Source organism: Blastococcus sp. SYSU DS0539, assembly GCF_054050855.1.
In genome coordinates, this window is sequence record NZ_JBJHAF010000013.1 from 123339 (window position 1) to 148522 (window position 25184).

Here is a 25184-nt window from a genome sequence, read left to right on the forward strand (position 1 = left end):
CGCGTGGACGGCACCCTGCGGGGTGGGTCGATCGCGGGGGCGGGGACGGAAGAGCCCGGCTCCCCGCGCGGGGGAACCGGGCCTCCGGTGAACTGCTGGGTGGTCCTCAGGCGCTGCGGACGGCGTCGGCCTGCGGGCCCTTGGCGCCCTGGACGACCTCGAACTCGACGCGCTGGCCCTCGTCGAGGCTCTTGTACCCGTCCATCTGGATGGCCGAGTAGTGGACGAAGACGTCCTGGCCGCCGTCGACGGCGATGAAGCCGAAGCCCTTCTCGGCGTTGAACCACTTCACGGTGCCCTGTGCCACGTGTGCTCCCACGTTTCGTGCGTGCGGACGGCCCCTCTGGATCGGGGGGCCGGGTCCACCTCTTCCGCCCGCGGAACGAACATGGAACTGGAACCGCGCGAGAACGTACATCAGGAATTGCCGCGCGGCGGTACATCGACGCCGTGCCGTTGCCCGGATCGGGCGACGTGCCGGTCGCCCGGTCGGCGGGCCGCCGTCAGCCGATGAGGCCGGCGGCCCGGAGCGACTTCAGCGACGGCTCGACGCGGTGCGTCGGGCCGACGACCGGCTCCAGCGGGTCGAGGGTCTTCAGCCCTTCCCCGGTGTTGAGGACGACGGTCTCCTTGGCCGGGTCCAGGCGCCCGTCCGCCACCAGCTTCCGGAGCACCGCGACGGTGACGCCGCCGGCGGTCTCGGCGAACACGCCGGTGGTGCGGGCGAGGTCGCGGATGCCCTGCACGATCTCGTCGTCGCCCACGCGCGCCACGGCTCCGCCGGTGCGCCGGATGGCGTCCAGCGCGTACGGGCCGTCGGCCGGGTTCCCGATGTTCAGCGACTTGGCGATCCCGGTCGGCTTCACCGGCTTGACGACGTCCCAGCCGTTGTCGAAGGCGGTGGCGATCGGGTCGCAGCCGGCGGACTGGGCGCCGAAGATCGTCCACTCGGTGGCCTCGACGATGCCCGCGGCGCTGAGCTCGCGGAACGCCTTGTCCACCTTGGTGAGCAGCGAGCCCGACGCCATGGGGATGACCACCTGGGCCGGGATCCGCCAGCCGAGCTGCTCGGCGATCTCGTAGCCCATCGTCTTCGAGCCCTCGGCGTAGTAGGGCCGGACGTTCTGGTTGACGAACGCGGTGTCCTCGAACTCGTCGGTCTCGGCGAGCTCGCTGGTCAGCCGGTTGACGTCGTCGTAGCTGCCGTCGACGGCGACCAGCGTCTGGCCGTAGACCGCCGACTGCACGACCTTCCCCGGCTCGAGGTCGGCCGGGATGAAGACGAACGACGGCAGGCCGACCCGGGCCGCGTGCGCGGCGACGGAGTTGGCCAGGTTGCCGGTGGAGGCGGCGGCGATCTTCGTGTAGCCCAGGCCCTTGGCGGCCGTGGCCGCGAGGCTGACCACCCGGTCCTTGAACGAGTGGGTGGGGTTGGCCGAGTCGTCCTTCACCCAGAGCCCGCCGGTCAGGCCCAGCTCGGCGGCCAGCCGGTCGGCGCGCACCAGCGGGGTCATGCCCGGGTCGAGGGAGACGCGCTCGGCGGGGTCCTGGCCCACCGGCAGCAGCCCCACGTACCGCCAGATGTTCTGCGGCCCGGCCTCGATCTGCTCGCGGGTGACCGCGCGCATGAGCTCCGGGTCGTAGTCGACCTCGAGCGGGCCGAAGCACTCGGCGCAGGCGTGCTCGGCGATCAGCCCGAAGGTGGCGCCGCAGTTGCGGCAGACGAGCCCGCGGGCGGGACAGGGCGGGGTCGGACCACCGGCGGACGAGTCGGCCTGTACGGAACCGGGAGCGGTGAGAGTCATGCGACGACTACCTCCTCATCTTCCCCGCTGCGGGCCGTCGAGCCGCGCGGGACGGAATTGGCACCTCCCGCCGCGCTCTCGCGTCGGACGGCGGTTGCCGGGGCTTCATCGGGCCGTGTCCCTCTGCCCCTCTGGATGAGTGAACGGGATGGATCGTACCCGCGGGCGGTGACGGATCTCCCGGCGGACAGGATGGGGGCGTGGCAGCCCGCATCGTCTACACCGATCTCGACGGCACGATGGTCGGCCCGCGCGGCTCCTTCTGGCACACCGCCGGCCGGGAGCTCACCGACGGCCCGGCCGGCGCCCTGCTGGACCTGCACCGCGCCGGGGTCGCGTTGGTGCTGGTCAGCGGCCGGACCTACGAGCAGGTGGTGGAGGCCGCGCGCATCTTCGCCGCCGACGGCGCCATCGCCGAGCTGGGCGCCACCATCGGCTGGGGTTCCGGGCGGAACACCCACCGGCTGCGCGGCGAGCTGCCCGCCGGGTACGGCGAGCGGACCGCCATGGACGTCATGGCCGAGCTCGGCGTCGTCGAGGAGCTGGTCACCGCGAACCCGGGGCGGCTGGAGTGGCACGCCCCGTGGCACGCGACCCACACCACCGACGCGCTGCTGCGCGGCCGGGTGGACCCGCTCGCCGTCGACGCCTGGCTGGCCGAGCGGGGGCTGGGCTGGCTCACCCTCAAGGACAACGGGGCGATCCCGGCGGCGTCGTGGATGGGCCTGGACGCCGATCCGGCTCCGCCGCGGGTCTACCACCTGATGCCGCGCGGCATCTCCAAGGGCGCCGCGATCGCCTGGGACCTGGAGCGGCGGCGCCTCTCCCCCGACGACGCCGTGGCGATCGGCGACAGCATCAGCGACCTGGACATGGCGCCCGCCGTGAGCCGGTTGTGGATCACCGCGAACGGCGGGGCGGTCGACGGGATGGCCGCGGCGCTGGCCGCCGTCCCCAACGCCGCCGTCACCGGCGCCGCGATGGGCGAGGGCTGGGCCCAGGCGGTGCGCGCCAGCCTCTGACCCCGCCGTTCGTGCACGAGCGGTCGTCTCAGGCAGTCCGGGACGACCGTTCGTGCACGAACGGCTCGCTAGCTGGTGACGTCGCGGCGGGCGAAGTGGCGGAAGCCGAGCGCGGTGAAGACCGCGATGTAGACCAGCGACTGGACGACGCCGCGGAACATGTCGCCGGAGTCGATCGGCGTCTGCAGCAGGTCGGTCCAGGCGAACTCCTCCGCCGTCGGGAACCAGTCGCGGATCGAGCCCAGCTGCTCGACCTGGTCGAGGATCGCGAAGACGAACATGGTGAACACCGCGCCGCCGACCGCCGCCAGCGGCGCGTCGGTGATCGTGGAGAACCAGAACGCCAGCGCGCCGACGACCAGCAGGTGCACGGCGAGGTAGCCGAGCATCCCGGCCAGCCGCAGCATCCCCTCGCCCTGGTCGATCGAGACCCCGACCGGCGTCTGGATGTCCCCGAAGCCGAACGCGATGCCACCGGCGACCACCGCCACCGCCGCCAGGGTGAGCAGCGCGGCCACCGACTGCACGAGCGCGGCCAGCCACTTCTGCCGGAGCAGCCGCATCCGCGGCACCGGGGTGGCCAGCGCGTACCGGAGCGACCCCCACTGCGCCTCGACGGCCACGGTGTCGCCGAAGAACAGCGCGTAGACCACGACCAGGAAGAAGCCGGTGGTCGCGAACAGCACGAACAGGGTGAAGTTCAGCCCGCTCGCCGTCGCGACGTCGACCAGGTTGATCCGGGTGTTCTCCGCCGCCTCCTCGCTGGCGCCGAGCTGCAGCGCGGCGATGAGCACCAGCGGCAGCGCCACCATCAGCGCGAAGACGCCGAGGGTGCGCCGGCGCTTGAACTGCCGGCGCAGCTCCACCGGCAGCCGCAGCGTCCGCTCCGGCCGGTACCCGGCGACGGCGCCGGTGGGCTGGACGTGCTCGGTGGTGCTGCTCATCAGTTCTCCCCCACGAGCGCCAGGAAGGCGTCCTCGAGACGACGGCGCGGCGTGAACTGGTCGACGGCGATCCCGGCGGCGACGAGCGCCTGCAGCGCGTCGGCCCGGCGGGCACCGTCGAGCTCGGCCACCAGCCCCTCGTCGGTGCGGCCGGCCGTGACCCCGGGCAGCGCGGAGAGGACGGCGATCGCCCGGTCGGTGTCGGCGTCGTCGGCCAGGCCGACGAGCACGGAGCCACCGGTGCCGACGATCTCCTCCACCGTGCCCTGCACGATCTTCTGGCCCTTGGCCATGACGACCACGTGGCTGCAGGTCTGCTCGATCTCGCTGAGCAGGTGGCTGGAGATGATCACGGTGCGCCCGGTGGCGGCGTAGGACCGCAGCACCTCGCGCATGGCGTGGATCTGCGGCGGGTCCAGCCCGTTGGTCGGCTCGTCGAGGACCAGCAGGTCGGGCAGCCCGAGCATGGCCTGCGCGATCGCGACCCGCTGGCGCATGCCCTGGCTGTACCGCCGGACCGGCCGGTCGAGGGCCGCGCCGAGGCCGGCGACCGCGATCGCCTCCTCCATGTGCGCGTCCTCGGCCGGGCGGCCGGTGGCGGCCCAGTAGAGGGTCAGGTTGTCGCGGCCGGAGAGGTGCGGCTGCAGGCCGGTGCCCTCCACGAACGACCCGAGCCGGGACAGCACCGGGGCGCCCGGGGCGGCGGCGTGCCCGAAGACGCTGATCCGTCCCTCGGTGGGCCGGATCAGCCCCATCAGCATCCGCAGCGACGTCGTCTTCCCGGCGCCGTTGGGCCCGAGCAACCCGAGCACCTGCCCGCGCCGCACCTCGAAGGAGAGGTCCCGGACGGCGACGAAGCCGTCCTTGTAGGCCTTGGTGACGCCGGTGAACCGCAGCGGCACGTCCTCGCCGTCCGGCTCGACCTGCGAGATCTGCCGGCGCCGGCGGCTCCCCCACCAGCGGGCGGCCAGCCAGCCGAGCAGCACCAGTCCGGCGACGACGGCGAGCAGCACCCACCAGCGCGAGGTGCCGCCGGTGGACTCGCTGCGCCCGCTCACCTCGGGGACCGCCAGCAGCGTCTCCCCCGCGGCCACGCCGTTCGCGGCGCCGGCCGAGGCCGGGCCGATCGAGTACACGGCCGCCTCGCCGGGGAGCGCGAAGGCCTGGTCGGTGGAGGAGACCAGCACGCGCATCATGTGGCCGGCCTCGAAGCGGTGCACGATGCCCGGCAGGGTGACGCTGACCCTGGTCGGGGCGGTGGGATCGGTCGAGAGGCCGGTGAGCGCGAGCGGCGCCACGAGTCCGCCGGGCAGCGTGGTCGCGCCGTCGGGACCGACGTCGTAGAGCTTGGCGAACAGCGTCGCCGAGCCGCTGGGCGAGGCCACCGCGAGGTCGACGGTCGAGGCGCCGACGACCTCGACCGCGGCGTCGAGCGGAGCGCTGTCGAAGGCTGCGTACTGCCCCGGGATCTCCGCGGTCGACCCGCCGAGCGCGGCGGTCAGCGCACCCAGGCCGGGCACGGTGGTGAGCGCGGCGGGCGTGCCGCCGGCCGGGGTGACCACCGGCTGCACGGGCCCCTCGACGGTCACCGACCGGCGGGATGCCGGCTCCGCGCCGTCCAGGCCCGGGTAGTCGTCCGCGGCGACGGTCTGGTCGCCGCCCTGGACCCGGCCGATGGTGGCGCCGAGCCCGGTGGGCGCCGGGAACTCGAAGCCCGTGCCCGGGTCCTCGCCCTCCCCCCGCAGGTGCCAGTCGAACCAGCCGGCGATCTCCTCGCGCAGGGCCTGCGTCTGCCGCTCCGACGACGAGGCGTCGTGGCCGCCGTCGAACCAGACGACCTTGACCGGCGTCCCGTCGGCGGCGATCCCGCGGGCGTTCGCGTCGGCCTGGCCCAGGCCGAAGAGCGAGTCCCGGGTGCCCTGGAGCAGCAGCGTCGGCACGTCGATGCGGTCCAGGACGCCGGCCGGGCTGCTGCGGTCGAGCACCGCGGCCACCTCGGGCGTGAGCATGCCCGAGGCCGCGGCCGTCTGGTACGCCTGGCACACCTCGATCCGGAACCGGCCGCAGGTGAGCAGCAGCTCGGCGGCCTCGGGGTTCTCGGCGGCCTGCTCGAGGAGCGCGGGCGGAAGGGTGCCGAGCGAGGCGCCGGACGCCGCGCCGGGGGCGCCCCCGTCCGCCCCGAGGGAGTCCAGCAGCCCGCCCGAGGCGGAGCCGATGCCGAAGAACAGCCCGGCCCACAGCCGCTTGTAGACGCCGGTCGCCTCGGACTGCGGGACCGCGGCCACCGTGCCGGCCTGCAGCTCGCCGGCCTGCGACGGGAAGAACGCGGTGGTCAGCGAGTTCCAGGTGATCTGCGGTGCGATGGCGTCGACCCGCTCGTCGTAGGCGGCCCCCAGCAGCGCCAGCGCCCCGCCGTAGGACCCGCCGGCCACGCCCACCCGCGGGTCGCCGTCGGCGTCGAGCTCGACCTCCTCGCGCTCGGCGAGCAGGTCGAGCAGCGTGGAGAGGTCGTCCACCTCGTAGCGCGGGTCGTTGAGCCCGATCCGGCCGGTGCTCTGCCCGAACCCGCGGGCGGAGTACGTGAGGACGACGTAGCCGCGCTCGGCCAGGGCGGTGGCCTCGTCGGCGACCGACCGCTTGCTGCCGCCGAAGCCGTGCGCCAGCACGACCGCGGGGGCGGGGTCGTCGGTGCCGGGGAGGTACAGCGTGGTGTCGAGCTCGACGGCGTCGTCGCCGGAGCCCGAGGGCACGCGGGCCTCCTCGGTGCCGACCTCGGCGGCACCAACCGGCGGCGCGAGCACCAGCAGGCCGGTGGGCAGGGCGAGGGCGAGCAGGGCGGCGGCCGCGGCACGCGCACCGGAGCGCGGGCGGGGACGCACGAGCCCGCGGAGGGTGCGCACGAAGCGCCCAACGGCCGGGCACCTGCGGGTGTTCCGGGCGGCTGGAGCGGCCCGGGTCAGGGCTGCCAGTTGCCGGTGGCGACGACGACCAGGCCGGGCGCCGGGACGTCGGTGACCTCGAAGAAGCGCGGCGCGGGGCCGGCGAGGTCCGGGAACTGGTCGATCAGCTGCAGCGCGGCCTGGCGCTGCTGCTCGTCGCCCTCGGTGAAGAAGACCGTGGTGGTGGCGACGTCCGTGCCCGGGTAGGCGCCCACGCCGGGCGACTCCCAGCCGCCGGCGGTGACGACCCCGGAGATCCTGCCCGCCAGCCCGGTAACCGTGGTCGCGTTGAGCACCGTGACCGGGACCCGGACCGGAGTGGTGACCGGCGGCTCCACGGGAGCCGGCTCGATGGTCAGCGGCGGCAGGGCCGCGCTGGGCGGGGCGACGGCCGGCGCGGTGGCGGGAGCCTCGGCCACGGCGGCGGTCTCCTGCTGCTGGGGGGCGGTGACCTGGTAGACGCCGAGGACGGCACCGGCGACGACGACCATGGCGACCAGCCCGGTGAGGACGCGCCGCGGCTTGCGCTCGGGCTCGTCGTCGAAGATCACCTCGGGCGTGCCGTTGCGCTTGGCGGCCTTGCGGCGGGCGGCGTCCGCGGCCTGGCGCTCGGCCCGGTAGGCGGCCCGGCCGCCCTTGACCGGACCGGTCGCGGTGCCGGGGAGGGCGTCGTCGGCCGCATGGTCGTCGACGTCGAGGTCGGCGTACGCGGCGTCGAGGTCGGCGTCGAGCTCGTCCGCGACCTCCGGGGCCGCGTCGCGGCGGGTCGCGCCCCGCTCGGGGATCGCGGTGGTGGCCGGGGCGACCGGCGCGAACAGCCCCTCCCCGGCGGTGTCCGGCCCGAGCCGCGAACGGCCGGTGTCCTCGGACCGGGAGGGCTTGGTCCAGTCCCCGTACGACGACGACGGCGCGCCCGAGGGCGTGGTCTGGCGCGGGACCCGCGGCACGCGGGGCACGCGCGGTGCGGAGGTGTGGCCGCCGGGGCCGCGGCCCGGGCCGGTGGTGACGAGGGGCTCGTCGTCGACCAGGAGCGACGAGGCGGGCCGGGCGGCGGCCGGGGCGGGCGCGCCGAACAGCGCATCGCCGGCGGAGGCCGGGGCGAGGACGTCGGCGCCGCGGGCCGGTGCCGGGATCTCCTCCCGCGGCTCCGGGGTGGGCACCGCGCGGAACGGAGCGGCGCTGGTGCGCGGCGCGGGGGCGACGGCGGGGGCCACCGGGGGGCGCGGTGCGGCCGGGGCGGCGCCGCCCGCGGGCCGGCCGCCGACCGGCACGGGGGGCAACGGCAGCCGGGAGCGGGAGACCGGACGGGCACCGTCACCGGCGGGCGCGCTCAGCAGGACGTCGCGACGGCGCTCGGAGCGCTCGCGGCCGGGCGCGGTGGGGTGGTCGCTCAGGCGGGCGTCACCGCCGGGCCACGAACTGTCGACGGCATCGGTCCTGCGCCGCCCGACGGTCGCAGACGGGTTCCCCTGACTCAGTCCGTCACTACCTGACGCGGCGTGCCTGCCCACAGTGACCGAATCTAATCCATGTCATTCGCCTTGCCCAGGACTTGGGACGAACGGTTTCGCTGCCGCGTCGTCCGTAGCCGGCGGAGACGCCGGACCAGCAGCGGGTCCACGGCCATCGCCTCGGGACGGTCAACCAGGGCGTTGAGCGCCTGGTAGTACCGCGTCGGCGTCGTGCCGAACAGGTCGCGGATCGCCGTCTCCTTGGCACCGGCCCGCCGCCACCACTGCCGCTCGAAGCCGAGCATGTCGTGCTCGTGCCGCGACAGCCCCGCGCCGCCGACCTGCGCGGTTGCCTCCCCTGACCCGTCGGCCCGGGGCGGGGAGACCACGGGGGCTGGGTCGCTGTTCATGGTTCGTCCATCTCCTGCCACGCTCCGCCGCCCGGGGACCCCGGGCGGCTCGGGGACGACCGTAGCCCCGGCCACCGACGTTTCCGGCCGAGCGCCGCGCCGGGCCGCGGGGGGCCTCAGGGAGTGGGGACCACCGCGGCCCGGACGGCCCTCCGGGAACCGGCCCGGGCGTGTCGCAGCGTGTCGACGGTGAAGACCGCGAGGGCGACCCAGACGATCACGAAACCGGCCAGCCGGGCCGGCGGCATCGGCTCGCCGTAGACGAAGACGCCGATCGCCAGCTGCATCAGCGGCGTCAGGTACTGCAGCAGCCCCACCGTCGACAGCGGGATCCGCCGGGCGGCCGCCGCGAACAGCAGCAGCGGCACCGCCGTCGCCACCCCGGCGCTGGCCAGCAGGAACGCGTGCCCGGTCCCGGCGTTGGCGAAGGTCCCGGTGCCGCCGGTGTGCAGCACCGCCAGGACGACGCCGGCCGGCACGGCCACCAGCGCGGTCTCCAGGAACAACCCCGGCGCCGCCTCGACCCGCACGACCTTCTTCATCAGGCCGTACAGCCCGAAGCTGACCGCCACGCCCAGCGCGATCCACGGCGGGCGCCCGTAGTCCACGGTCAGCACGACGACGGCGACGGCGGCGATGCCGACGGCCACCCACTGCAGCGGCCGCAGCCGCTCGGCGAACACCACCACCCCGAGCAGCACGCTGACCAGCGGGTTGATGAAGTAGCCGAGCGAGGTCTCCACGACCTGGCCGGAGTTGACGCCGTAGACGTAGATCAGCCAGTTCATCGCGATGAGCACCGCGGCACCGGCCAGCACCAGCAGCGTGCGCGGGCTGCTCACCGCCGCGCGCACGTGCCCCCACCGGCGGACGACGGTCAGCAGCAGGCCCACGAACAGCAGCGACCAGAGCACCCGGTGCGCGACGATCTCCAGCCCGCCGGCGGGCTCGAGCAGGGGGAAGTAGAGCGGGAACACGCCCCAGAGCGCGTAGGCGCCGAGCCCGGAGACCACCCCCAGGCGACGTTCGTCCACGGCCGCACCGTACGCCCGTGCCCAGCGACCACCTCGCGGCGTCATCCGGCTCCGCGGCGGCCTACCGTCGGAGCGTGCGCAGACAGCGGCCCACCCCTCTGCAATGGGTCTGGTACGCCCTCGGCGGGGGCCTCCCCCGCGAGCTGGCGCCGTGGGTGCTGGACGACACGACCCGCAGCACCTGGGTCTGGCGGCACCTGGCCCGGGCGGTCGTGCAGCTGCTGCCGCTCGTCGTCGCCTGCCTGCTGCTGGTGCCCGTCCCGCTGGCGTACCGGGTGTCCGCGGCCGGCGGCGGGCTGCTGCTGGGGCTGCTGTTCTCGCTCGCCTACATGGTGGAGACCATCGAGCACCGGGTGGCGAAGGCCGGGTACGAGCCGGGCACCGCCGCCCGGGTGCGCGCCGAGCGGGCCGAGCGCACCCGGATCGAGCGGCTGGCGCGCTACCGGCGCGACGGCGCGGGCAGCTTCGACTGACGGCGAGTCGGGCCTAGCTCAGGCCCGGCCGCGCAGCACGTCCACCACCCGCAGGCCGGCGAGCGGGCCGGTCCCCGGACCGTGCACCTCCGTGGGTGCGCTCACCGCCGCGCCCTGCCCCGCGACCGGGAGGGAGCCGCCTCGCGGACGCGACGGATGAGGGCCGCCGGTGCTCCGACGGTGTGCGCGGCGATGTCGACGTACTCCCGCGCCAGGTCCTCCGCGGAGAGCGGGCCGCCCGGCCGGTACCAGGTGGCGATGGCCTGGAACATGCCCAGCAGAGCCCGCGCCGTCGCCTTGGGCGAGGTCACGTCGAAGAGCCCGGCGCGCTCGCCCTCGGCGAGGGTGTCGACGAGCATGTCCTCGATGCGCTTGCGCTGCTCGCTGTAGGCGGTGCGGTTCTCCGGGCTCAGCGAGCGGATCTCCGCATCGACGCCGGCCACCTTGGTGCTGTGCGCCATGTAGAGCACGATCGCCTCGACGAGGTTGACGAAGCGGTCCCCGAGGTTGTCGCCCGCATCGGCGAGCGCCCCCTCGCACATCCGGGTCAGCCGGCGGATGCCGGCGTCCAGGAGGGCGAAGAGGATCGCCTCCTTGTTCTCGTGGTGGTAGTACAGCGCCGGCACGGTGACGCCGACCCGGCCGGCGATGTCGCGGACCGTGGTGCCGTGGTAGCCGTGCTCGTTGAAGGCGTCGAGCGCGGCGGACAGGATGGGGCTGACCTCGAGCACGTTCTCGGTGCGCCAGCGCCCCCCGGTCAGCGAGTCGTCGTCCTCCCGGACCGCGGTCATCGAACCCCTCCGTCACGCACGGGGGACGCGGTAACCGTCCCTGCCCCGAGCTTATCGCCCGCTAAGTACCGATACCACCACGGACGATTCTCCTCACCATTCCGGGCGGGGAGCCGGCCGTTCACGGCGGCCCCAGCGCCGCCAGCCCGGCGGCGACGAGCTGCGGCACGGCCTCGGCGGCCCCGAGCGCGTCGCCGCCTCCCCCGGCGCGGGACCGGTGCGCGATGCCCTCCGCGATGACCGCCAGCTTGAGGTGGGCCAGCGCGAGGTAGAAGGGCCACTCCCCGAGGTCGCGCCCGGACAGCCGCGAGTAGGTCTCGGCCAGGGCCTCTGTCGACGGGAGCCGGGGGCTGGTCCAGGCGGCGGGGAACCCGAGCACGACGTCGAGCGCCGGATGGCGGTAGACGCACATGAGCGCGACGTCGGTGAGGGGGTCCCCCAGCGTGGACAGCTCCCAGTCGACCACCGCACGCACCGTGGCGGGATCGGTGCGGTCCAGGATCGTGTTGTCGATGCGGTAGTCCCCGTGCACGACCGTGGACGCACCGGAGTCCGGGACGCGCTCGGCGAGCCGGGCGTGCAGCCGCTCCAGGTCGGGCAGCTCGCGGCCGCGCGTCCGGTCCCACTGCCGCCGCCACAGGGCGACCTGGCGGGTCAGGAAGCCCTCCGGCCGGCCGAAGCCGGTCAGCCCGACCCCGGGGACGTCGACCTCGTGCAGCGCCACGAGCACCCGGACCAGCGCCGTGGTCGTCGCCTCGATCGCGTCGTCCGACAGGCCGGCGAGGTCCTCGCTGCCCCGCACGACCACGCCGTCGACCCACTCGACCACGGTGAACGGGGCGCCGAGCACCGCGTCGTCCTCGCACAGGCTGATCGGGCGGGCGACCGGCACCGGGGTCCCCGCCAGCGCGCTGGTCACCCGCCACTCCCGCGCCATGTCGTGGGCCGACGCGGTCAGGCCGGCCAGCGGCGGCCGGCGCACCACCCACCGGGAACTCCCGTCGGTCACCGCGAACGTGAGGTTCGAGCGGCCGCCCGCGATGAGCTCCGCCTGCAGCGGACCGGCCGGCTCGACCCCGCAGGCGACGAGGTGGCCGGCCAGCCGGTCGAGGTCTAGCCCCGGGGTCCCGGTCACCGCGGCACCCGCGACCACCGGGCCCCTACCGCCCGCTCGGGACCGGCGACGGCGGCTCCGGTCACCGCCCCTCCCAGCGCGGCGGCCGCTTCTCCGCGAACGCCGTCGGACCCTCCACCGCGTCCCGGCTGGCGAACACCAGCGCAGTCGCCTCCTCGTTGGCCTGCCACGGGTCGGTGCCGGCCCAGGCCGGGTCCCAGTCGGACCCCCCGGCGGTGGTCCGGTGCACCGTGCGCTTGGTGTGCCGCACCGACAGCGGCGCGTTGGCCGCGATGCGCTCGGCCAGCGCGAGCGCCGCGTCGAGCACCTCCTCCGGCGCGACGACGCGGTTCACCAGCCCCCACTCGAGAGCGGTGGCGGCGTCGACCGGATCGCCGGTCAGCGCGAGCTCCAGCGCCCGCTTGAGCGGCAGCTGCCGCTGCAGCCGGACCACGCCGCCGGCCGCGGCGAGCAGCCCGCGCTTGACCTCCGGCAGGCCGAACACCGCCGTCTCCGCGGCCACCACCAGGTCGCAGGCGAGCGCGATCTCCGTGCCGCCGCCCATGGCGAAGCCGTTGACGGCCGCGATCACGGGCTTGTCGATCCAGTGCCGGACCAGCCCGGCGAAGCCCCATTCCGGATGCCCCTCGGCGGCCACCGAGCGCTGAGCGGCGAGTTCCTTGAGGTCGGCGCCGGCGCAGAACGCGCGCCCGGTTCCGGTGACCACCACGACCCGCACCGCGTCGTCGGCCGCGGCCGTCTCCAGCGCGGTGCCGACGGCGGTCGAGAGGGCCGCGTTCACCGCGTTGAGCGCCTCGGGGCGGTTCAGCGTGATGACCGCGACGTGCCCGCGGACCTCGTAGCGGGCGGCCGGTTCACCCGCGGTGGCGGTCACCGGATGTCCAGGACGTCGCAGGCGGTGATGACCTTCATGTCATGGTCCCTTCGGTGGGTGGGGAGCGTCAGAGCCGCTCGAGGATGGTGGCGTTGGCCAGGCCGCCGCCCTCGCACATGGTCTGCAGCGCGTAGCGCCCGCCCGTCGCCTCGAGGTGGGCCAGCATGGTGGCCATCAGGCGGGTGCCGGACCCGCCGAGGGGGTGACCCAGGGCGATCGCGCCGCCGTTGGGGTTCAGCCGCTCCGGGTCGGCCTTCAGCTCGCGCTGCCAGACCAGCGGCACCGGCGCGAAGGCCTCGTTCACCTCGTAGACGTCGATGTCGTCGATGGACAGTCCGGAGCGCTCCAGCGCCTTGCGGCTGGCCGGGATGGGGGCGGTGAGCATCAGCATCGGGTCGTCGCCGGCCAGCGCAAAGGTGTGGAACCGGGCGCGCGGGGTGAGCCCGAGCTGCGCGGCGGTGTCCTCGCCCATGATCAGCGCCGCCGAGGCGCCGTCGGTGAGCGGCGAGGAGTTGCCCGGCGTGATCTTCCAGTCCAGGTGCGGGAAGCGCTCGCGCATGGCCGGGCTGTCGAAGGACGTCCTCAGCCCGGCGAGGCCCTCGACGGTGGTCGACGCCCGCACGGTCTCGTCCTGCACGTGGACGGCGCTGCCGCCACCCTCGCCGGTGATGGTCACCGGCACGATCTGGTCGTCGAACTGCCCGGCGGCGGCGGCGGCCGCGGCGCGCTGGTGGGAGCGGGCGGAGAACTCGTCGAGCTCCTCGCGGGTCAGGCCCCACCGGTCGGCGATGAGCTCGGCGGAGACGCCCTGGTTGACCAGCCCGTCGGGGTAGCGGGCGTGCATCGACGGCCCGAGCGGGTCCTCGCCCAGGCCGGCGGCACCCATCCGGACCCGGCTCATCGACTCCACGCCACCGGCGACGACGATGTCGTAGGCCCCGGCCATGACGCCCTGCGCGGCGAAGTGCACGGCCTGCTGGCTGGAGCCGCACTGGCGGTCCACCGTGGTGGCCGGCACGCTCTCCGGCCAGCCGGCGGCCAGCACGCCCTGCCGGCCGATGTTCAGCGACTGCTGGCCGACCTGGCTCACGCACCCGGTGATCACGTCGTCGATCCGGGCGGGGTCGAGGCCGGAGCGCTCGGTGAGCGCCCGCAGGACGGTCGCGAGCAGCTCGACGGGGTGCGTGCCGGACAGCGCTCCGCCGGGCTTCCCCTTGCCGGAGGCGGTGCGGACGATGTCGACGATGACGGCGCTTCTCATGGCGTTTCTCCCTGGTTCGGTGCGGTGCGGTCGGCCGGGAGGAGCAACACGTCGCGCTCCCCGGCAGCGGGGGTCCCGGTGGCGACGGTGGTGTCGACGGCCGAGCAGCGGGCGGGGGTGCTCAGCCGAGCCCGCCGGCGAAGGTGGCGAGTCGGCCGTGGATCAGCTCGTGCGCCTCGCGCAGCATGCGGTCGAGCACCTCGGCCACCGTGGGCACGTCGTGGACCAGGCCCTGGCTCATGCCCGCCGTCCAGATGCCGTGCTCGACGTCGCCCTCCTCGAAGACCAGCCGCCCCCGCGCGCCGGCGACGAGGTCGCGGACGTCCTCGAACCGGCCACCGTCGTCGAGGATCGCGACCACCTCGCGGCTGACGCCGTTGCTGGCCACCCGCGCGGTGTTGCGCAACGGCCGGAAGATCAGCTCGGTGTCGCGCTCGGTGAGCTCGACGATCCGCTGCTTCACCGCGTCGTGCACCGGTGACTCCTGCGTGCACAGGAACCGGGTGCCCATCGTGACCCCCTCGGCCCCGAGGGCGAGCGCGGCCACCAGGCCCCGGGCGTCGGCGATCCCACCGCAGGCGACCACGGGGATGTCGACGGCGGCCGCGGCCGCCGGCACCAGCACCATGCCGGGCACGTCGTCCTCGCCCGGGTGACCGGCGCACTCGAAGCCGTCGATGCTGATGACGTCGACGCCCTCGGCCTCGGCCCGCCGGGCGTGCCGGACGCTGGTGCACTTGTGCACCACGGTGATGCCGGCGTCCTTGAAGAAGGGCATGTGCTCGGCCGGGTTCGCCCCGGCGGTCTCGACGATGCGGATGCCGGAGCCGGCGATGGCGTCGCGGTACTCGGCGTAGGGCGGCGGGTTGATCGCCGGCAGGATCGTGAGGTTCACGCCGAACGGCCGGTCGGTGAGGTCGCGGCAGCGCGCGATCTCCTCGCGCAGCGCCTGCGGCGTGGGCTGGGTGAGCGCGGTGAGCATCCCGAGCCCGCCGGCGTTGGAGACGGCGGCGGCGAGCTCCGCCCGCCCGACCCACTGCATCCCGCCCTGGATCACCGGCCGCTCGATGCCGAGCAGCCGGGTGAGCCGGGTGTCGAGCCGCGGCGCCGGCACGGTGGCGGTCACCGCGGAGCCATCCGGATCGCGCCGTCGAGCCGGATCGTCTCCCCGTTGAGCATCGGGTTGCCCACGACGGCCGCGACCAGGTCGGCGTACTCCTCCGGCTGGCCGAGGCGGCTCGGGTGCGGCACCTGGGCGCCCAGCGCGGTGCGGACGTCCTCGGGCAGCGCGCCGAGCAGCGGGGTCTCGAACAGGCCGGGCGCGATGGTGACGACGCGGATCCCGTAGGAGGCGAGGTCCCGGGCGACCGGGAGGGTCAGGCCGACCACCCCGCCCTTGGACGCCGAGTAGGCGGCCTGCCCGATCTGGCCGTCGAACGCGGCGACGGAGGCGGTGTTGACGATGACCCCGCGCTCCTCGCCGTCCGCCTCGTTGCCGGCGATGGCGGTGGCGCCGAGGCGGATCACGTTGAAGGTGCCGATCAGGTTCACGCCGACGACGCGGTCGAAGTCGGCGAGCGGGAAGGCCCCCTTCTTGCTCACGGTCTTGATGGCGGCGCCGATCCCGGCGCAGTTGACCACGACGGCGAGCGTGCCTTCGTCGTTGGCGGTGTCCACGGCGGCCTGCACCGCGGTCTCGTCGCGGACGTCGGCGCCCACGAAGCGCACGCCGTCGCCCAGGCCGCCGAGGGCCGTCTGGTCGGCCGTGGGCAGGTCGAGCGCCACGACGCGGGCACCGTCGGCCCGGAGCCTGCGGACGGTGGCCAGCCCGAGGCCGGACGCACCTCCGGTGACGAGCGCGGTCTTTCCCTGCAGTTGCACGATCAGCCTCCCGGAGTGACGCATACCTAGCGCTCGCTAATCTAGGCGTCGATGGGGCAGCAGGCAATGGTGCGCACCGCGGTGTCCCTCCGGCGTCCGGCCGGGCGGAAGGTCAGGCGACCGGCGGCCGGCCGGGACCCGGCGCCCCCGCGAAGGCCTGGGCGACGTCGAGCCACGCGTCGGCGTGCGGCCCCTCGGCGCGCAGCCCGGTGCCGCTGCGGTGCCGGCGCTGGGTGACCAGCAGGCAGAAGTCCTCCGCGGTGCCGGTCACCCGGTCGGCCGCGTCGTCCGGCCCCCACGACCACGTGCCGCCGTCCGGCGCCGCCAGCTCCACCCGGATCGGTTCCCCCGGCACCGGACGCCCGTGGGTGCGGAAGCTCCAGCCCATCGTCCGGACGCCGAGGTGGGCGACGTGCCGCAGCCGGTCGGTCGGCCGGCGGGAGAGGCCGAGCGCGTCCAGCACGTCCTGGCCGTGCGCCCACGTCTCCATCAGCCGGGCCGTCACCGACGACGCAGGACTCATCGGCGGGCCGTACCAGGGCAGCCGGACGCCGGGATCGAGAGCGGCGAAGACCTCGACGTAGCTGCGGCGCGCCCGCTCGAGCCAGGCCAGCGCCTCGGCACCCGGCAGGCCGGCGAAGCGCTCGGCCACCCGGTCGGGGTGGTCCTCCGCGCGGAGGGCGGGTGAGTCGGCGCGGGCGCGGAAGCCGTCGGGATCGGTGGCCGAGGCCACCGCGGCCTCGTCGAAGAACGCCAGGTGGGTGACCTGGTCCCGGATCGTCCAGCCGACGGCGGGGGTGTCCCGGTCCCAGTCCGCAGGCCCGAGATCGCCGAGCACGCGGTGGAGGTCGGCGGACTCGGCCACCAGGTCGGTGATCAGCGCGTCCAGGTCCACGGCCATCGATCGGCCTCCGCTCGTCCGGTCCGGCCCGTCCTGCGCGCGATCACACCATGGAGCCGACGAGGGGACTCGAACCCCTAACCGCCCGATTACAAGTCGGGTGCGCTACCAGTTGCGCCACGCCGGCGGGACATGGGAACAAGTCCCGGGACAAGTCTAGGGACAACGCAGGGAAGAACTCCGCGGCGCCGGTGACCTGGCCGCCTCTGGCGTCTCAGCGCCGCGACGGGCTCCACCGGGTCGCGACCACCAGCATGGCGATGAAGCACATCACCGCGACAGCGCCGAGAACGGCGGAGACCACGCCGAGCCAGTCCATCGTCTCGGCAGCATCCGACTGGACGGCGTAGATGGCGTTCGGGATTCAGTGCCACGCCGTACGACGTCATCGCCACCGAGGACAACCGTCGCGCCCGGGCAACCTGCGCGTCGTCCCTCACCTCCGGGTCATCCCAGGTCCGGCGGAGGAACCCCAGGCCGATCAACCCGCAGACGAAGGCACCGAGACCCAGGAGCACCCACGCGCTGTCTCGGCTGCCGCCGAGTAGCAGGTACAGCACGAAGCCGACCAGGCAGGCAAGCGCGATGAACCCGAGGACCAACCCAGTGCGATGCCACGCCACCAGCGTCGGCACGCCCACCGGCTCCGGGGTCCGGTCCGCGGCGCTGCGACGATCCCGCCTGGGACTCCCATCCCCGGTCATTGCGAGCCCCGCCGTTGTCCGGTCACGCGGGTGATCATCGGGAACGCCCGTTGCGGGCGCCACCGGTCGGCCGCCGATTCACTCGGCCGGGCGGAGCCCTCGATCGGCTCGGCGGTCCTGAGCGCCGGGAAACCGACACGGCGCCGTGCGGGCGCCCCTACCGGTCGGCTGTGGAGCCCGGATCCGAGTTGACCCGGAGGGCGCGACGCGGGCCCCCCACCATCCACCCGATGACCGCCGGCCAGATCACCCACCAGACGACCGCGTTCCGGGGGAACCCGTCCTCGCGAACCGCCATCCATGAGATGCCGGCCGCGAGGAAGACAACCAGACCGAGGAGTACGGCGAGACGCCCCGACCTCGAACGGATCCGACGGCGGGCCTCGGCCTGCTCGACGAGCTGCCGGGCCCACTGGACGGCGGCCCGGCGCAGCCGCTCGTCGTCCAGCCGGCGCCCCCACGTCACCGCGGACTCCACCTGAGCCGTCTCCTGCGGTGTCAGACCGAACTGGCGCATCGCGTCGCCCCACGGATCCGGATCGGCCCCTGGACGCAGCCGCGACCACACCCGACGGCTCCCCACCCACCAGGCCAGCAACGGCAGCCCCAGCAGGATCGCCACCACGGCGATCACCGGGCCGGTCACTGGCGCCCGCTCCCACCGGCCGGCAGCTCGGCCTGCAGCCGTCGCGCGGTCTGGAGCCGCCGCTCCGCCCAGCGGTAGGCGACCACGCCCTCGGCGGCCACGACGATCGCCACCATCCACACGCCCCAGGCGTTGTCGTTGGCGACGCCCGCCGCGGCCCCGATGATGCCAACGCCCACCACAGCGAAGACCACGGCCAGCCACCGCTGGCTGTTCCACTCCTGCACCTCGGCACGCAGTGCCCGCCGCCAGACGTCGGGATCTGCGTCGGGTGGAAGGACGCCTGACCTCATCGCCGGGGCGACCAGCTTCGACTGCCGGGCACGGACCTGACCGGAAGGGCTCTGTGGAAGACGGCCGCGGTCGACCGCTCGCCGGGCCAGCCAGATAGCCGGGGGTGCGAGCAGGCCCCACACCAAGCCGTACACGGCCATCTCCGCCCAGTTCCACGGCTCGTCACCCACAAGGCCACGCACCGCCTGCTGGACGCCGCCGACGAAGATGCCTGCGGCAAGCCCGAAGGCCAGCAGGAGGCCCCACCGCGGCCCGCGCCGCTCCTCGGTCATCGCGTGATCATCGAGACGACGCCGTCCGACCGCCACCGGTCAGCTCCGCGGTTCACCCAGCCGAGCGCGCGAACGGGAGTCCGTGTGTCGGCGACCGACCGCTTCTGCCGCTATTGCTCCCACCGGCGCAGTGGTTCACCTCCTCTCGGGCACCGGGGCAGCTCCCGCGGCGGAGACACGACCGACATCGCGGCTTCCCCACCGGCGCGGCAGATCACCTCCTTCGGTGCGCCGGTGCGAGCAGCGTGCCGACGTCACCACGCCGCTACTGCGTTCATCTCTGTTCAGTTCGTCGGAGCGGAGCCCGGTGGGCGGTGGCCGTCCAGCTCGCCTTCCTCGAGCCAATGGGCACCGTCCAACGCACCGCCCGGTTGTCAATGGGCACCTGGACGCCTCGAGGTGTCCGCCGTCCGGCCGCCGTGGCCTGTCCATCGAAACTGCGGCGTCTAGGGTGCTAACCGGCTTCGGACGAGGGCGACGCGGCCACCCCTCCGTGGCCGATACCTCTGGGAGACGCACGATGACGAGCCCCGACGCGCGGGACGCGCCTGCGACGTCGCGCATGCAGGACGCGGTGCGCCTGCTCCTGCTGATCGCGAACGCCTCGGAGGACCTACCGTCGCCGCCTCCTGATGGGGTCCCAGCCGCTGCCGTGGCGGTCCTCCGCACCCAGGTGGTGCTGCAGAAGATGGACTTCTGGCTGCGCAACCCGGACTACCTGGCCGAGTTGCTGCTCGATCGGTTCGAGGAGACCGGCGATCTGTCGTTCCGGGAACAGGCGCGCACCATCCTCACCTCGGAGGAACCGGAGGTGCGCCGCTACCCGATGTTGCGCTACCGGTTCGGGGCCTACGAGCCGCTGGACGAGGCGCTCTCCGTGCTGACGGCCGCGGCCCTGGTCTTCCGCCGCCGCGAGGGGACTCTCGGCCACACGCGCCAGCACAACTACTACCTCACCGACAAGGGGCGCTCCGTCGCGCGCGACATGATCGCCGACGTGCCCGAGCTGAAGTACTACGTCGACCGCGTGGAGCTGCTCGTCGAGCTCACCGGCGGCATCGGACCCACCGCCCTCAAGGACATGCAGTACGCGCAGCCGGAGTACGCCGACGCGGAGTGGCACAGCCGCATCCAGACGATCGCCCCGCGGGTGCGTGAGCGGCTGGCTGCCCTCGACGAGCAGGAGCAGGAGTCCTCATGACGATGAGCGCTTCGCACAGCGCACTGGCGCAGCGGGTGGCCGCACGTACCGGTGTCGCCGCGTCGCACGTCGAGGGGGTCATGGCGACGCATGGTGTCGCCGCGGTGTCGACACCGGCAGCGCGGCGTTCGATGCGCGTCCTGCGGCTGCGGATCACGGGCACGAAGGACGAGAGCGCCGGCGGGGGCGCGTTCGACCGGAGCTTCGCGTTCCCGGACGGGATCTCGATGGTCGTCGGCTCGAACTTCGTGGGGAAGACGAGCGTCCTGGAGATCATCACCTGGTGTCTGCGGGGTGCCCCCCGCGAGCTGCAGCCCGACGTGGCGATGTGGCTGGAGTTGGTGGAGTGCGACGTGGAGGTCAACGGCCGCGCCCTCGGTATCCGGCTGCGTCTGCAGGCCGGCGATCTGGTCACCGGCACGGTGCACGAGGCGGCGACGGTCGAACAGCTCGACCGGGCGTTCACCATGGGGCGGCCGCTGGTCAGCGCATCGGCCCAGGCCGAGTACACCGACGCCATCCAGGGGCTCATGCTGGATCGGCTGAGCCTCGAACCGCTCCATGCACACGACAAGAGGAACGAGCTGACCCAGCGCCACGGCTGGCCGACGTACTTCGGTGCGATCTACCCCCCGGCCGGCGGCGACAAGATCCTGATCGGTGAGACGGCGATGGCCGGGCTCGCGGGCCGACTGCTGAAGGTCTTCCTCGACCTCCCCCGCGCCGCCGTGCTGACGCGGGTCCAGGCGGCCCGCGACGGGCTGCGGACGTCGCTGAAAAAGGTGGGGGTCCCAGGCCTCCCGGACCTACAGGCCCGAGAACAGACCGCGCTCACGACGGCTCGCTCCGCGCTGGCTGCGCTCCCGTCGGCATCGGCTCCATCGGCGACGGAGGCCGCTAACCGTGTGCGTACCCTCGCTGCGCGCCTTGCCCGGGCCGACGAGCGGTGGGCACAGCTCGGACAGGCGTTCCGGCTGGCGAAGGCTGGGCGGCAGGCAGATGAGCGTGCGCTGACCTCTCAGCGGGAGACCGTTGTCGCCGCGCAGTTGTTCCACGGCCTCAACCCCTCCAGCTGTCCCCGCTGCGAGGCGCCGGTCACCGAGGGCCGACGCGTCCGGGAGGACGCCGACCATGTCTGCGCGGTCTGCACCACGCCTCTGCTCGGGGATGAGGACGAGGCGGCAGACCTCATCGCCGAACGGCAGGACGCCCTCACCGCGTCCACCGCCGCGGAAACGGCAGCGCTCGCCGCCCTGGAGCAAGCGGAGACCGAGGTCAGCGACCTAACCGCCCAGCTCGAGGCGGCACAGGCGCAGCTCGCCGCGGCAGAGGCGGCACGCCAGGTGGGTGACCGCGCCCGGCTGGAACTCGAGGTCGCTCGCGCCGAAGGTGCCCTGGCGGTCCTCGCCGAAGCCGACCCCAGGTCGCTCGACGACTCGAAGGAGGACACCGGCGGACCGCAGGGCGAGCGGCTGCTGGCCGTCCTCGAAGCTCTCGCGGCCGAACTCGAACAGGAACAGGCCGCAGAGTCGGAAGACCTGATCAAGGCGGTGGGCGACGAGATCGCCGAGCTCGCGCGCACCTTCGGCATGACGGCGGTGACCGGCGCCAAGATCCGGCTCAACGGCACCATGCTCGTCGACAAGGGCGGCGTGACCGGCCAGACCTTCGGCAGTCAGAGCGCCGGCGGACGGCTGCGGCTGCGGATCGCCACGATCATCGCTCTCCTGCGCGTCGGGGCCCGCCGCGGAGTTGCGACCCACCCCGGCCTGCTGATGCTGGACAGCCTCCGTGCGGAGGAGGTCCAGGACGACGACGCCCACGAGATCCTCGACGCCTTGATCGAGGTGGCCGCCCAGACGCCCGGGCTGCAGATCATCACGACGACCGCGGACCAGGCCCTGCCGGATGGACGGCTCGACGCCGACCATGTGCTGCGGCCAGTCACCCCCAACGCGCCGCTGTGGTGACCCGTCGTCGAGCCCTCCGGGCACACTCGTGACCGGCTCGGTGGCGCTGGCCCTGGTGACCGCCGAGACCGCCGGTGAGACGTGCGATGTGGCCAACCTGGGCAGCCTTGCCGACGTCGCCACCGAGCTCGTCCAGCTCGCCGACACGCCCCTTGCGCCTCTCGCGGCCGCGACCCTTGTCGCCGCCATCTCCGACGGAGCGGGCGCCTGGACCGCGGCCACGGTCGAGTTCGCGGCGCGCCTGCGGCAACAGACCAGCTACCTGGCCCTACGCGACAGCCTCGACGTGCTGCTCGACGACCCGATCGCCGCGAGGACGGTGGCCGCTCCGCTGCACACAGCGCTCCTCGAGGGGCACCGCACCAGCCTGGACCCCAGTCCCCTGCTGGCGGTGGCCCACCTCGAGGGAGCCCTTCGTCTCGCCATCGCCGGTGCCGTGACGCCGTACCTGGTGCTGCACAGCCTCACGGACATCGGGCCGGCCGTGTCCGAGGACTACGTCGAACGGCTGCCGAGGTTGATCGGCATCGCGCTGGACGCCTGGGACGACGACAGCACCCTGACGGCTCCGCTCACGCAGGCGCTGCACGTACTGCAGGACTTGGACGTTTCCGCAGCGGATGCTGCCTACGAGCTCGCCTGCGCCAGCATGCGCGCCGCGCTGCGGCAGACCGACGCGACAGCCGCGAGCGGGGGGCTCCTGGAGGCGGCCGATCAGTTCAGCGCGGCGTACTCCCTCGATGACACCCGGGATGACGCGGCCGCCTACGCGGCCGTTTGCACGGCTGTCGCCGCCTTCGGCGCAGCCGACACCGGCCCGCTTGTCGAGGCCGTCGATGAGCTGGAGACCGTCATGCGGCGACGGACTTCGTGGACACGGAACATGCACCAGCCGGCGTGGCGGCGGCCCAAGCTGGACGCCGAGGTGGAGTGGCTCGGGCTCGTGCTCGACCTGCGCCGCGCCGCCGCTCGCCTGGCCGAGCCGAGCTGGCTAGAGGCGACCGCCGCCGTAGGCCAGCTTGCTCGCGCTTACACGGCTGAACGGTCGACCGCGCCGGCCGCGGGGCTTGCCGCGGTCGTGCGGCCAGCGATCGAAAACCCCGTCGCGGCCAACGCCGTCCTGCTCGACCAGCTGACGCGGACGATCGACGCCGACCGGCAGCGGGAGGAGCCGACGCTCCCGCCGGCCGCGGAGTTGCTGATGCAGGCCGTGCGCGAGCGCCGGACCGCCGGCGTCGCACGAGACCGAGATCTGCCCGAGGACGCCGATGCGGAGGACGACGAAGCCCTCGACGCCCGAATCGACCGCTTCGCCCCCAGGCTCCGCGACCTGGGCACCGACATCGCCCGCGCCTTCGCCAGGCATGTCGATGACGAACAGCTCACCCAGCTGGGCCGCGCCCTCACCGTCATGTTCGCCTCCGGCACGGCCGAACATCCAGCACTCGGCCGGGTGCGCGATGAGCTCATCGAAGGGCTCTCCACCCACCCGGAGTTCGCCGGAGAAGCCCGCGCTGCCGCGATCGCCCTGCTCGACCGCACCCTGACGTTCCTGCAGGACCGGTACGAGCGCGCAGGCCCGTTCCTCCCAGGCCGGCCGAACATCCTGCGCCGCCTCAGCAAGGACGAGACGCGGCCGAAGGAGGAAGACCTCCAGTGGGAGTTCTACTTCTGGCTGGCCAACTCGGAGACGTTCGCAGGACGGGTCCAGTGCGAGGTGTCGCACATCGCCGCGGGACGCGTCGACGTCATCGTCCGCATCGGCGAGTTGAAGCTGGTGACCGAGGTCAAGCGCGAGCTCACCGATGCCAGCAGGGACTCGCTCGACCAGTACGCGCCGCAGTCGGCGGCCTACTCCGGGGCCAACGTGCCGTTCAGCCAGCTGCTGGTCCTGGACCTCTCCAACCACCCCGACGGCGTCCCGCGCCTGCGGGACCTTGCCTGGGCGACGGAGCACAGGGCTCGACCTGACGCCTCCCCACAGCACGTCGTCGTTGCGGTGGTGGTGGGCAACCGGTCCACACCCCGCCAACTGTCCGACGCCCGCGCGCCGGCGAGGAGGCGTCGCGCTGTTCGGGAGAAAGAGCCCCCTGAACCCGACGTCGCAGTGGCAGACGATGACACCGCTGAAGGAGAGCCCTCGCCGGCGCGGTGAAGATCGCGACGCAGTGCCGATCGCGACGCAGTGCCGATCGCGACGCAGTGCAGCCCATCACGGCCCGGGCAGGCCCGTCACCCAGCCGGGCCGTTCCGTGAAGAAGGTCCCTGCCGGTCTGGCCCGTGCTTCTCGGCGGCCCGCGAGACCGCGGTGACTCCGGTGACCAGGACGAGCGCCCATGTGCTGACCAGCCCGACCACTCCGGCGAAAACACCAAGCAGGAGTCGGCGCCCGCCGCGCGACCGGATCGCCGACGCAACCAGCGTCGCCGCCGCGCCGCCGCCTCCGGCAACGACAAGGAAGCCGCCTCGCGCTGCGTGCGGTTGTCGTGACCGGCGCCCACTGGGGTGGGCTCCCACGCCCACCGCACGGCCCGGACCACGGCCAGCACACCCATCCACAACAGTCGCACCATCCGAGTGCCGCGGGGCGCCGTAGCGACGGCCGACAGCCGGGAGACGCCTTCCAGCGGTGGCGGGCGCTCCCCGTGCGCCTCGAAGACCGCCCGGAGCCGCCGCTCGATCTCGGCGGGTTGGAGGGCTCCCTCCTGGCGCGCCTGCTCCATCACTGCAGACATCTCAGCCTTGCGCTGCTCCGTCTGGTCGTGGCGTTGCCGAGCGGTGACCGCCCCCGGGCAGGTGCACCGCTCCAGCCAGACGGTCCGGGGCGCGGTCTGCTGGCCGCTCAGTGCGCACTCGGTGTGACAGCCGCAGTTGCACAGCCGGGCCGACAACTCCGGGCGCCGGCGAAGACGCCACAGGCTCATCCCCTCGTAGCCCGCGACATGCGAGCAGCGCCCGTGATCGTCACGTTGGCACCACACCGAACGCGACGGCAGCGCTTCCTTCACGTGGGCACCGTAGGCCCGCAGTGCGGCGCAGTGCCGATCGCGCCCGCAGTGCGGCGCAGTGCCGATCGCGCCCGCAGTGCGGCGCAGTGCCGATCGCGCCCGCAGTGCGGCGCAGTGCCGATCGCGCCCGCAGTGCGGCGCAGTGCCGATCGCGCCCGCAGTGCGGCG

At 73.9% G+C, this 25184-nt stretch carries 21 protein-coding genes, 1 tRNA gene and 1 riboswitch; of the genes, 5 read left to right on the forward strand and 17 right to left on the reverse strand.

Translation table 11 applies throughout. The features are described 5' to 3' along the window. Nucleotides 1-106: 106 nt before the first annotated feature. Nucleotides 107-307 (reverse strand): cold-shock protein, encoded by a 201-nt coding sequence (locus tag ACI790_RS16245; protein ID WP_040337424.1) that lies wholly within the window; start codon nucleotides 305-307, stop codon nucleotides 107-109. Between the two features lie 196 nt (nucleotides 308-503). Continuing rightward, nucleotides 504-1805 (reverse strand): threonine synthase, encoded by a 1302-nt coding sequence (gene thrC, locus ACI790_RS16250; RefSeq protein ID WP_456570822.1) that lies wholly within the window; start codon nucleotides 1803-1805, stop codon nucleotides 504-506. Between the two features lie 12 nt (nucleotides 1806-1817). Next, nucleotides 1818-1947: riboswitch (SAM riboswitch) on the reverse strand. 58 nt (nucleotides 1948-2005) lie between these two features. Between thrC and ACI790_RS16255 the strand changes: the two genes are divergently transcribed. Further along, the gene (locus tag ACI790_RS16255) at nucleotides 2006-2827 is read left to right on the forward strand and encodes an HAD family hydrolase (RefSeq protein WP_456570823.1); all 822 of its coding nucleotides are present in this window, start codon (nucleotides 2006-2008) and stop codon (nucleotides 2825-2827) included. A gap of 68 nt (nucleotides 2828-2895) precedes the next feature. On the opposite strand, the gene ACI790_RS16260 is transcribed toward ACI790_RS16255, so the two are convergent. The 5 genes from ACI790_RS16260 to rarD form a co-directional block, all read right to left on the reverse strand. Continuing rightward, nucleotides 2896-3771, reverse strand: a complete 876-nt coding sequence (locus ACI790_RS16260) for an ABC transporter permease (protein ID WP_456570824.1) — start codon at nucleotides 3769-3771, stop codon at nucleotides 2896-2898. Beyond that, nucleotides 3771-6650, reverse strand: a complete 2880-nt coding sequence (locus tag ACI790_RS16265; RefSeq protein WP_456570825.1) for an alpha/beta fold hydrolase — start codon at nucleotides 6648-6650, stop codon at nucleotides 3771-3773. The genes ACI790_RS16260 and ACI790_RS16265 overlap by 1 nt, the downstream gene beginning before the upstream one ends. A gap of 77 nt (nucleotides 6651-6727) precedes the next feature. Next, nucleotides 6728-7924: a LytR C-terminal domain-containing protein gene (locus tag ACI790_RS16270; RefSeq protein ID WP_456570826.1), complete on the reverse strand. Its 1197-nt coding sequence runs from the start codon at nucleotides 7922-7924 to the stop codon at nucleotides 6728-6730. A 308-nt stretch (nucleotides 7925-8232) separates the two neighbouring features. Beyond that, on the reverse strand, nucleotides 8233-8571 hold the full coding sequence (locus tag ACI790_RS16275) for a DUF3263 domain-containing protein (RefSeq protein WP_456570827.1): 339 nt from the start codon (nucleotides 8569-8571) through the stop codon (nucleotides 8233-8235). A gap of 116 nt (nucleotides 8572-8687) precedes the next feature. Then, nucleotides 8688-9605: an EamA family transporter RarD gene (gene rarD, locus ACI790_RS16280; RefSeq protein WP_456570828.1), complete on the reverse strand. Its 918-nt coding sequence runs from the start codon at nucleotides 9603-9605 to the stop codon at nucleotides 8688-8690. Between the two features lie 74 nt (nucleotides 9606-9679). Here rarD and ACI790_RS16285 point away from each other — a divergent pair, with 74 nt between their 5' ends. Further along, nucleotides 9680-10078 carry a DUF5313 family protein gene (locus ACI790_RS16285; protein ID WP_456570829.1) on the forward strand — a complete coding sequence of 133 codons (399 nt, stop codon included), beginning with the start codon at nucleotides 9680-9682 and terminating at the stop codon, nucleotides 10076-10078. A gap of 101 nt (nucleotides 10079-10179) precedes the next feature. On the opposite strand, the gene ACI790_RS16290 is transcribed toward ACI790_RS16285, so the two are convergent. The 10 genes from ACI790_RS16290 to ACI790_RS16335 form a co-directional block, all read right to left on the reverse strand. After that, on the reverse strand, nucleotides 10180-10869 hold the full coding sequence (locus ACI790_RS16290) for a TetR/AcrR family transcriptional regulator (RefSeq protein ID WP_456570830.1): 690 nt from the start codon (nucleotides 10867-10869) through the stop codon (nucleotides 10180-10182). A 121-nt stretch (nucleotides 10870-10990) separates the two neighbouring features. Then, nucleotides 10991-12004: a phosphotransferase family protein gene (locus ACI790_RS16295; protein WP_456570831.1), complete on the reverse strand. Its 1014-nt coding sequence runs from the start codon at nucleotides 12002-12004 to the stop codon at nucleotides 10991-10993. 61 nt (nucleotides 12005-12065) lie between these two features. Then, nucleotides 12066-12878, reverse strand: a complete 813-nt coding sequence (locus tag ACI790_RS16300) for a crotonase/enoyl-CoA hydratase family protein (RefSeq protein ID WP_456570832.1) — start codon at nucleotides 12876-12878, stop codon at nucleotides 12066-12068. Nucleotides 12879-12945: 67 nt separating this feature from the next. Next, entirely contained in the window at nucleotides 12946-14139 is a 1194-nt protein-coding gene (locus ACI790_RS16305) for a thiolase family protein (RefSeq protein ID WP_456570833.1), read from the reverse strand. A gap of 121 nt (nucleotides 14140-14260) precedes the next feature. After that, nucleotides 14261-15265: an NAD(P)H-dependent flavin oxidoreductase gene (locus tag ACI790_RS16310; RefSeq protein WP_456570834.1), complete on the reverse strand. Its 1005-nt coding sequence runs from the start codon at nucleotides 15263-15265 to the stop codon at nucleotides 14261-14263. Further along, on the reverse strand, nucleotides 15262-16020 hold the full coding sequence (locus tag ACI790_RS16315; RefSeq protein WP_456570835.1) for a 3-hydroxyacyl-CoA dehydrogenase: 759 nt from the start codon (nucleotides 16018-16020) through the stop codon (nucleotides 15262-15264). The genes ACI790_RS16310 and ACI790_RS16315 overlap by 4 nt, the downstream gene beginning before the upstream one ends. 112 nt (nucleotides 16021-16132) lie before the next feature. Continuing rightward, complete coding sequence (locus ACI790_RS16320) at nucleotides 16133-16921, reverse strand: TIGR03084 family metal-binding protein (protein WP_456570836.1); 789 nt, start codon at nucleotides 16919-16921, stop codon at nucleotides 16133-16135. A 51-nt stretch (nucleotides 16922-16972) separates the two neighbouring features. Then, nucleotides 16973-17048: transfer RNA gene (locus tag ACI790_RS16325), tRNA-Thr, on the reverse strand. A gap of 734 nt (nucleotides 17049-17782) precedes the next feature. Then, nucleotides 17783-18271, reverse strand: coding sequence for a hypothetical protein (locus tag ACI790_RS16330; protein WP_456570837.1), 489 nt, complete (start codon nucleotides 18269-18271; stop codon nucleotides 17783-17785). Next, nucleotides 18268-18837 (reverse strand): hypothetical protein, encoded by a 570-nt coding sequence (locus ACI790_RS16335; RefSeq protein ID WP_456570838.1) that lies wholly within the window; start codon nucleotides 18835-18837, stop codon nucleotides 18268-18270. Before ACI790_RS16335 ends, ACI790_RS16330 begins: the two co-directional genes overlap by 4 nt. Before the next feature lie 520 nt (nucleotides 18838-19357). Between ACI790_RS16335 and ACI790_RS16340 the strand changes: the two genes are divergently transcribed. From ACI790_RS16340 to ACI790_RS16350, 3 genes are read left to right on the forward strand one after another with little or no spacing between them, the layout of a single operon-like run. Further along, complete coding sequence (locus ACI790_RS16340; protein ID WP_456570839.1) at nucleotides 19358-20038, forward strand: hypothetical protein; 681 nt, start codon at nucleotides 19358-19360, stop codon at nucleotides 20036-20038. After that, nucleotides 20035-22008 (forward strand): ATP-binding protein, encoded by a 1974-nt coding sequence (locus tag ACI790_RS16345; protein WP_456570840.1) that lies wholly within the window; start codon nucleotides 20035-20037, stop codon nucleotides 22006-22008. The genes ACI790_RS16340 and ACI790_RS16345 overlap by 4 nt, the downstream gene beginning before the upstream one ends. A gap of 40 nt (nucleotides 22009-22048) precedes the next feature. Continuing rightward, the gene (locus ACI790_RS16350; RefSeq protein ID WP_456570841.1) at nucleotides 22049-24163 is read left to right on the forward strand and encodes a hypothetical protein; all 2115 of its coding nucleotides are present in this window, start codon (nucleotides 22049-22051) and stop codon (nucleotides 24161-24163) included. The last annotated feature ends 1021 nt before the right edge of the window (nucleotides 24164-25184 follow it).

Excerpts from the sequence above, each read along its gene's own strand:
- ACI790_RS16260 (WP_456570824.1), bottom strand. The coding sequence starts at position 3,771 with ATGAGCAGCACCACCGAGCACGTCCAGCCCACCGGCGCCGTCGCCGGG.
- ACI790_RS16335 (WP_456570838.1), bottom strand. The coding sequence starts at position 18,837 with ATGACCGAGGAGCGGCGCGGGCCGCGGTGGGGCCTCCTGCTGGCCTTC.
- ACI790_RS16275 (WP_456570827.1), bottom strand. The coding sequence starts at position 8,571 with ATGAACAGCGACCCAGCCCCCGTGGTCTCCCCGCCCCGGGCCGACGGG.
- ACI790_RS16290 (WP_456570830.1), bottom strand. The coding sequence starts at position 10,869 with ATGACCGCGGTCCGGGAGGACGACGACTCGCTGACCGGGGGGCGCTGG.
- thrC (WP_456570822.1), bottom strand. The coding sequence starts at position 1,805 with ATGACTCTCACCGCTCCCGGTTCCGTACAGGCCGACTCGTCCGCCGGT.
- ACI790_RS16320 (WP_456570836.1), bottom strand. The coding sequence starts at position 16,921 with ATGGCCGTGGACCTGGACGCGCTGATCACCGACCTGGTGGCCGAGTCC.
- ACI790_RS16345 (WP_456570840.1), top strand. The coding sequence starts at position 20,035 with ATGACGATGAGCGCTTCGCACAGCGCACTGGCGCAGCGGGTGGCCGCA.
- ACI790_RS16340 (WP_456570839.1), top strand. The coding sequence starts at position 19,358 with ATGACGAGCCCCGACGCGCGGGACGCGCCTGCGACGTCGCGCATGCAG.
- ACI790_RS16305 (WP_456570833.1), bottom strand. The coding sequence starts at position 14,139 with ATGAGAAGCGCCGTCATCGTCGACATCGTCCGCACCGCCTCCGGCAAG.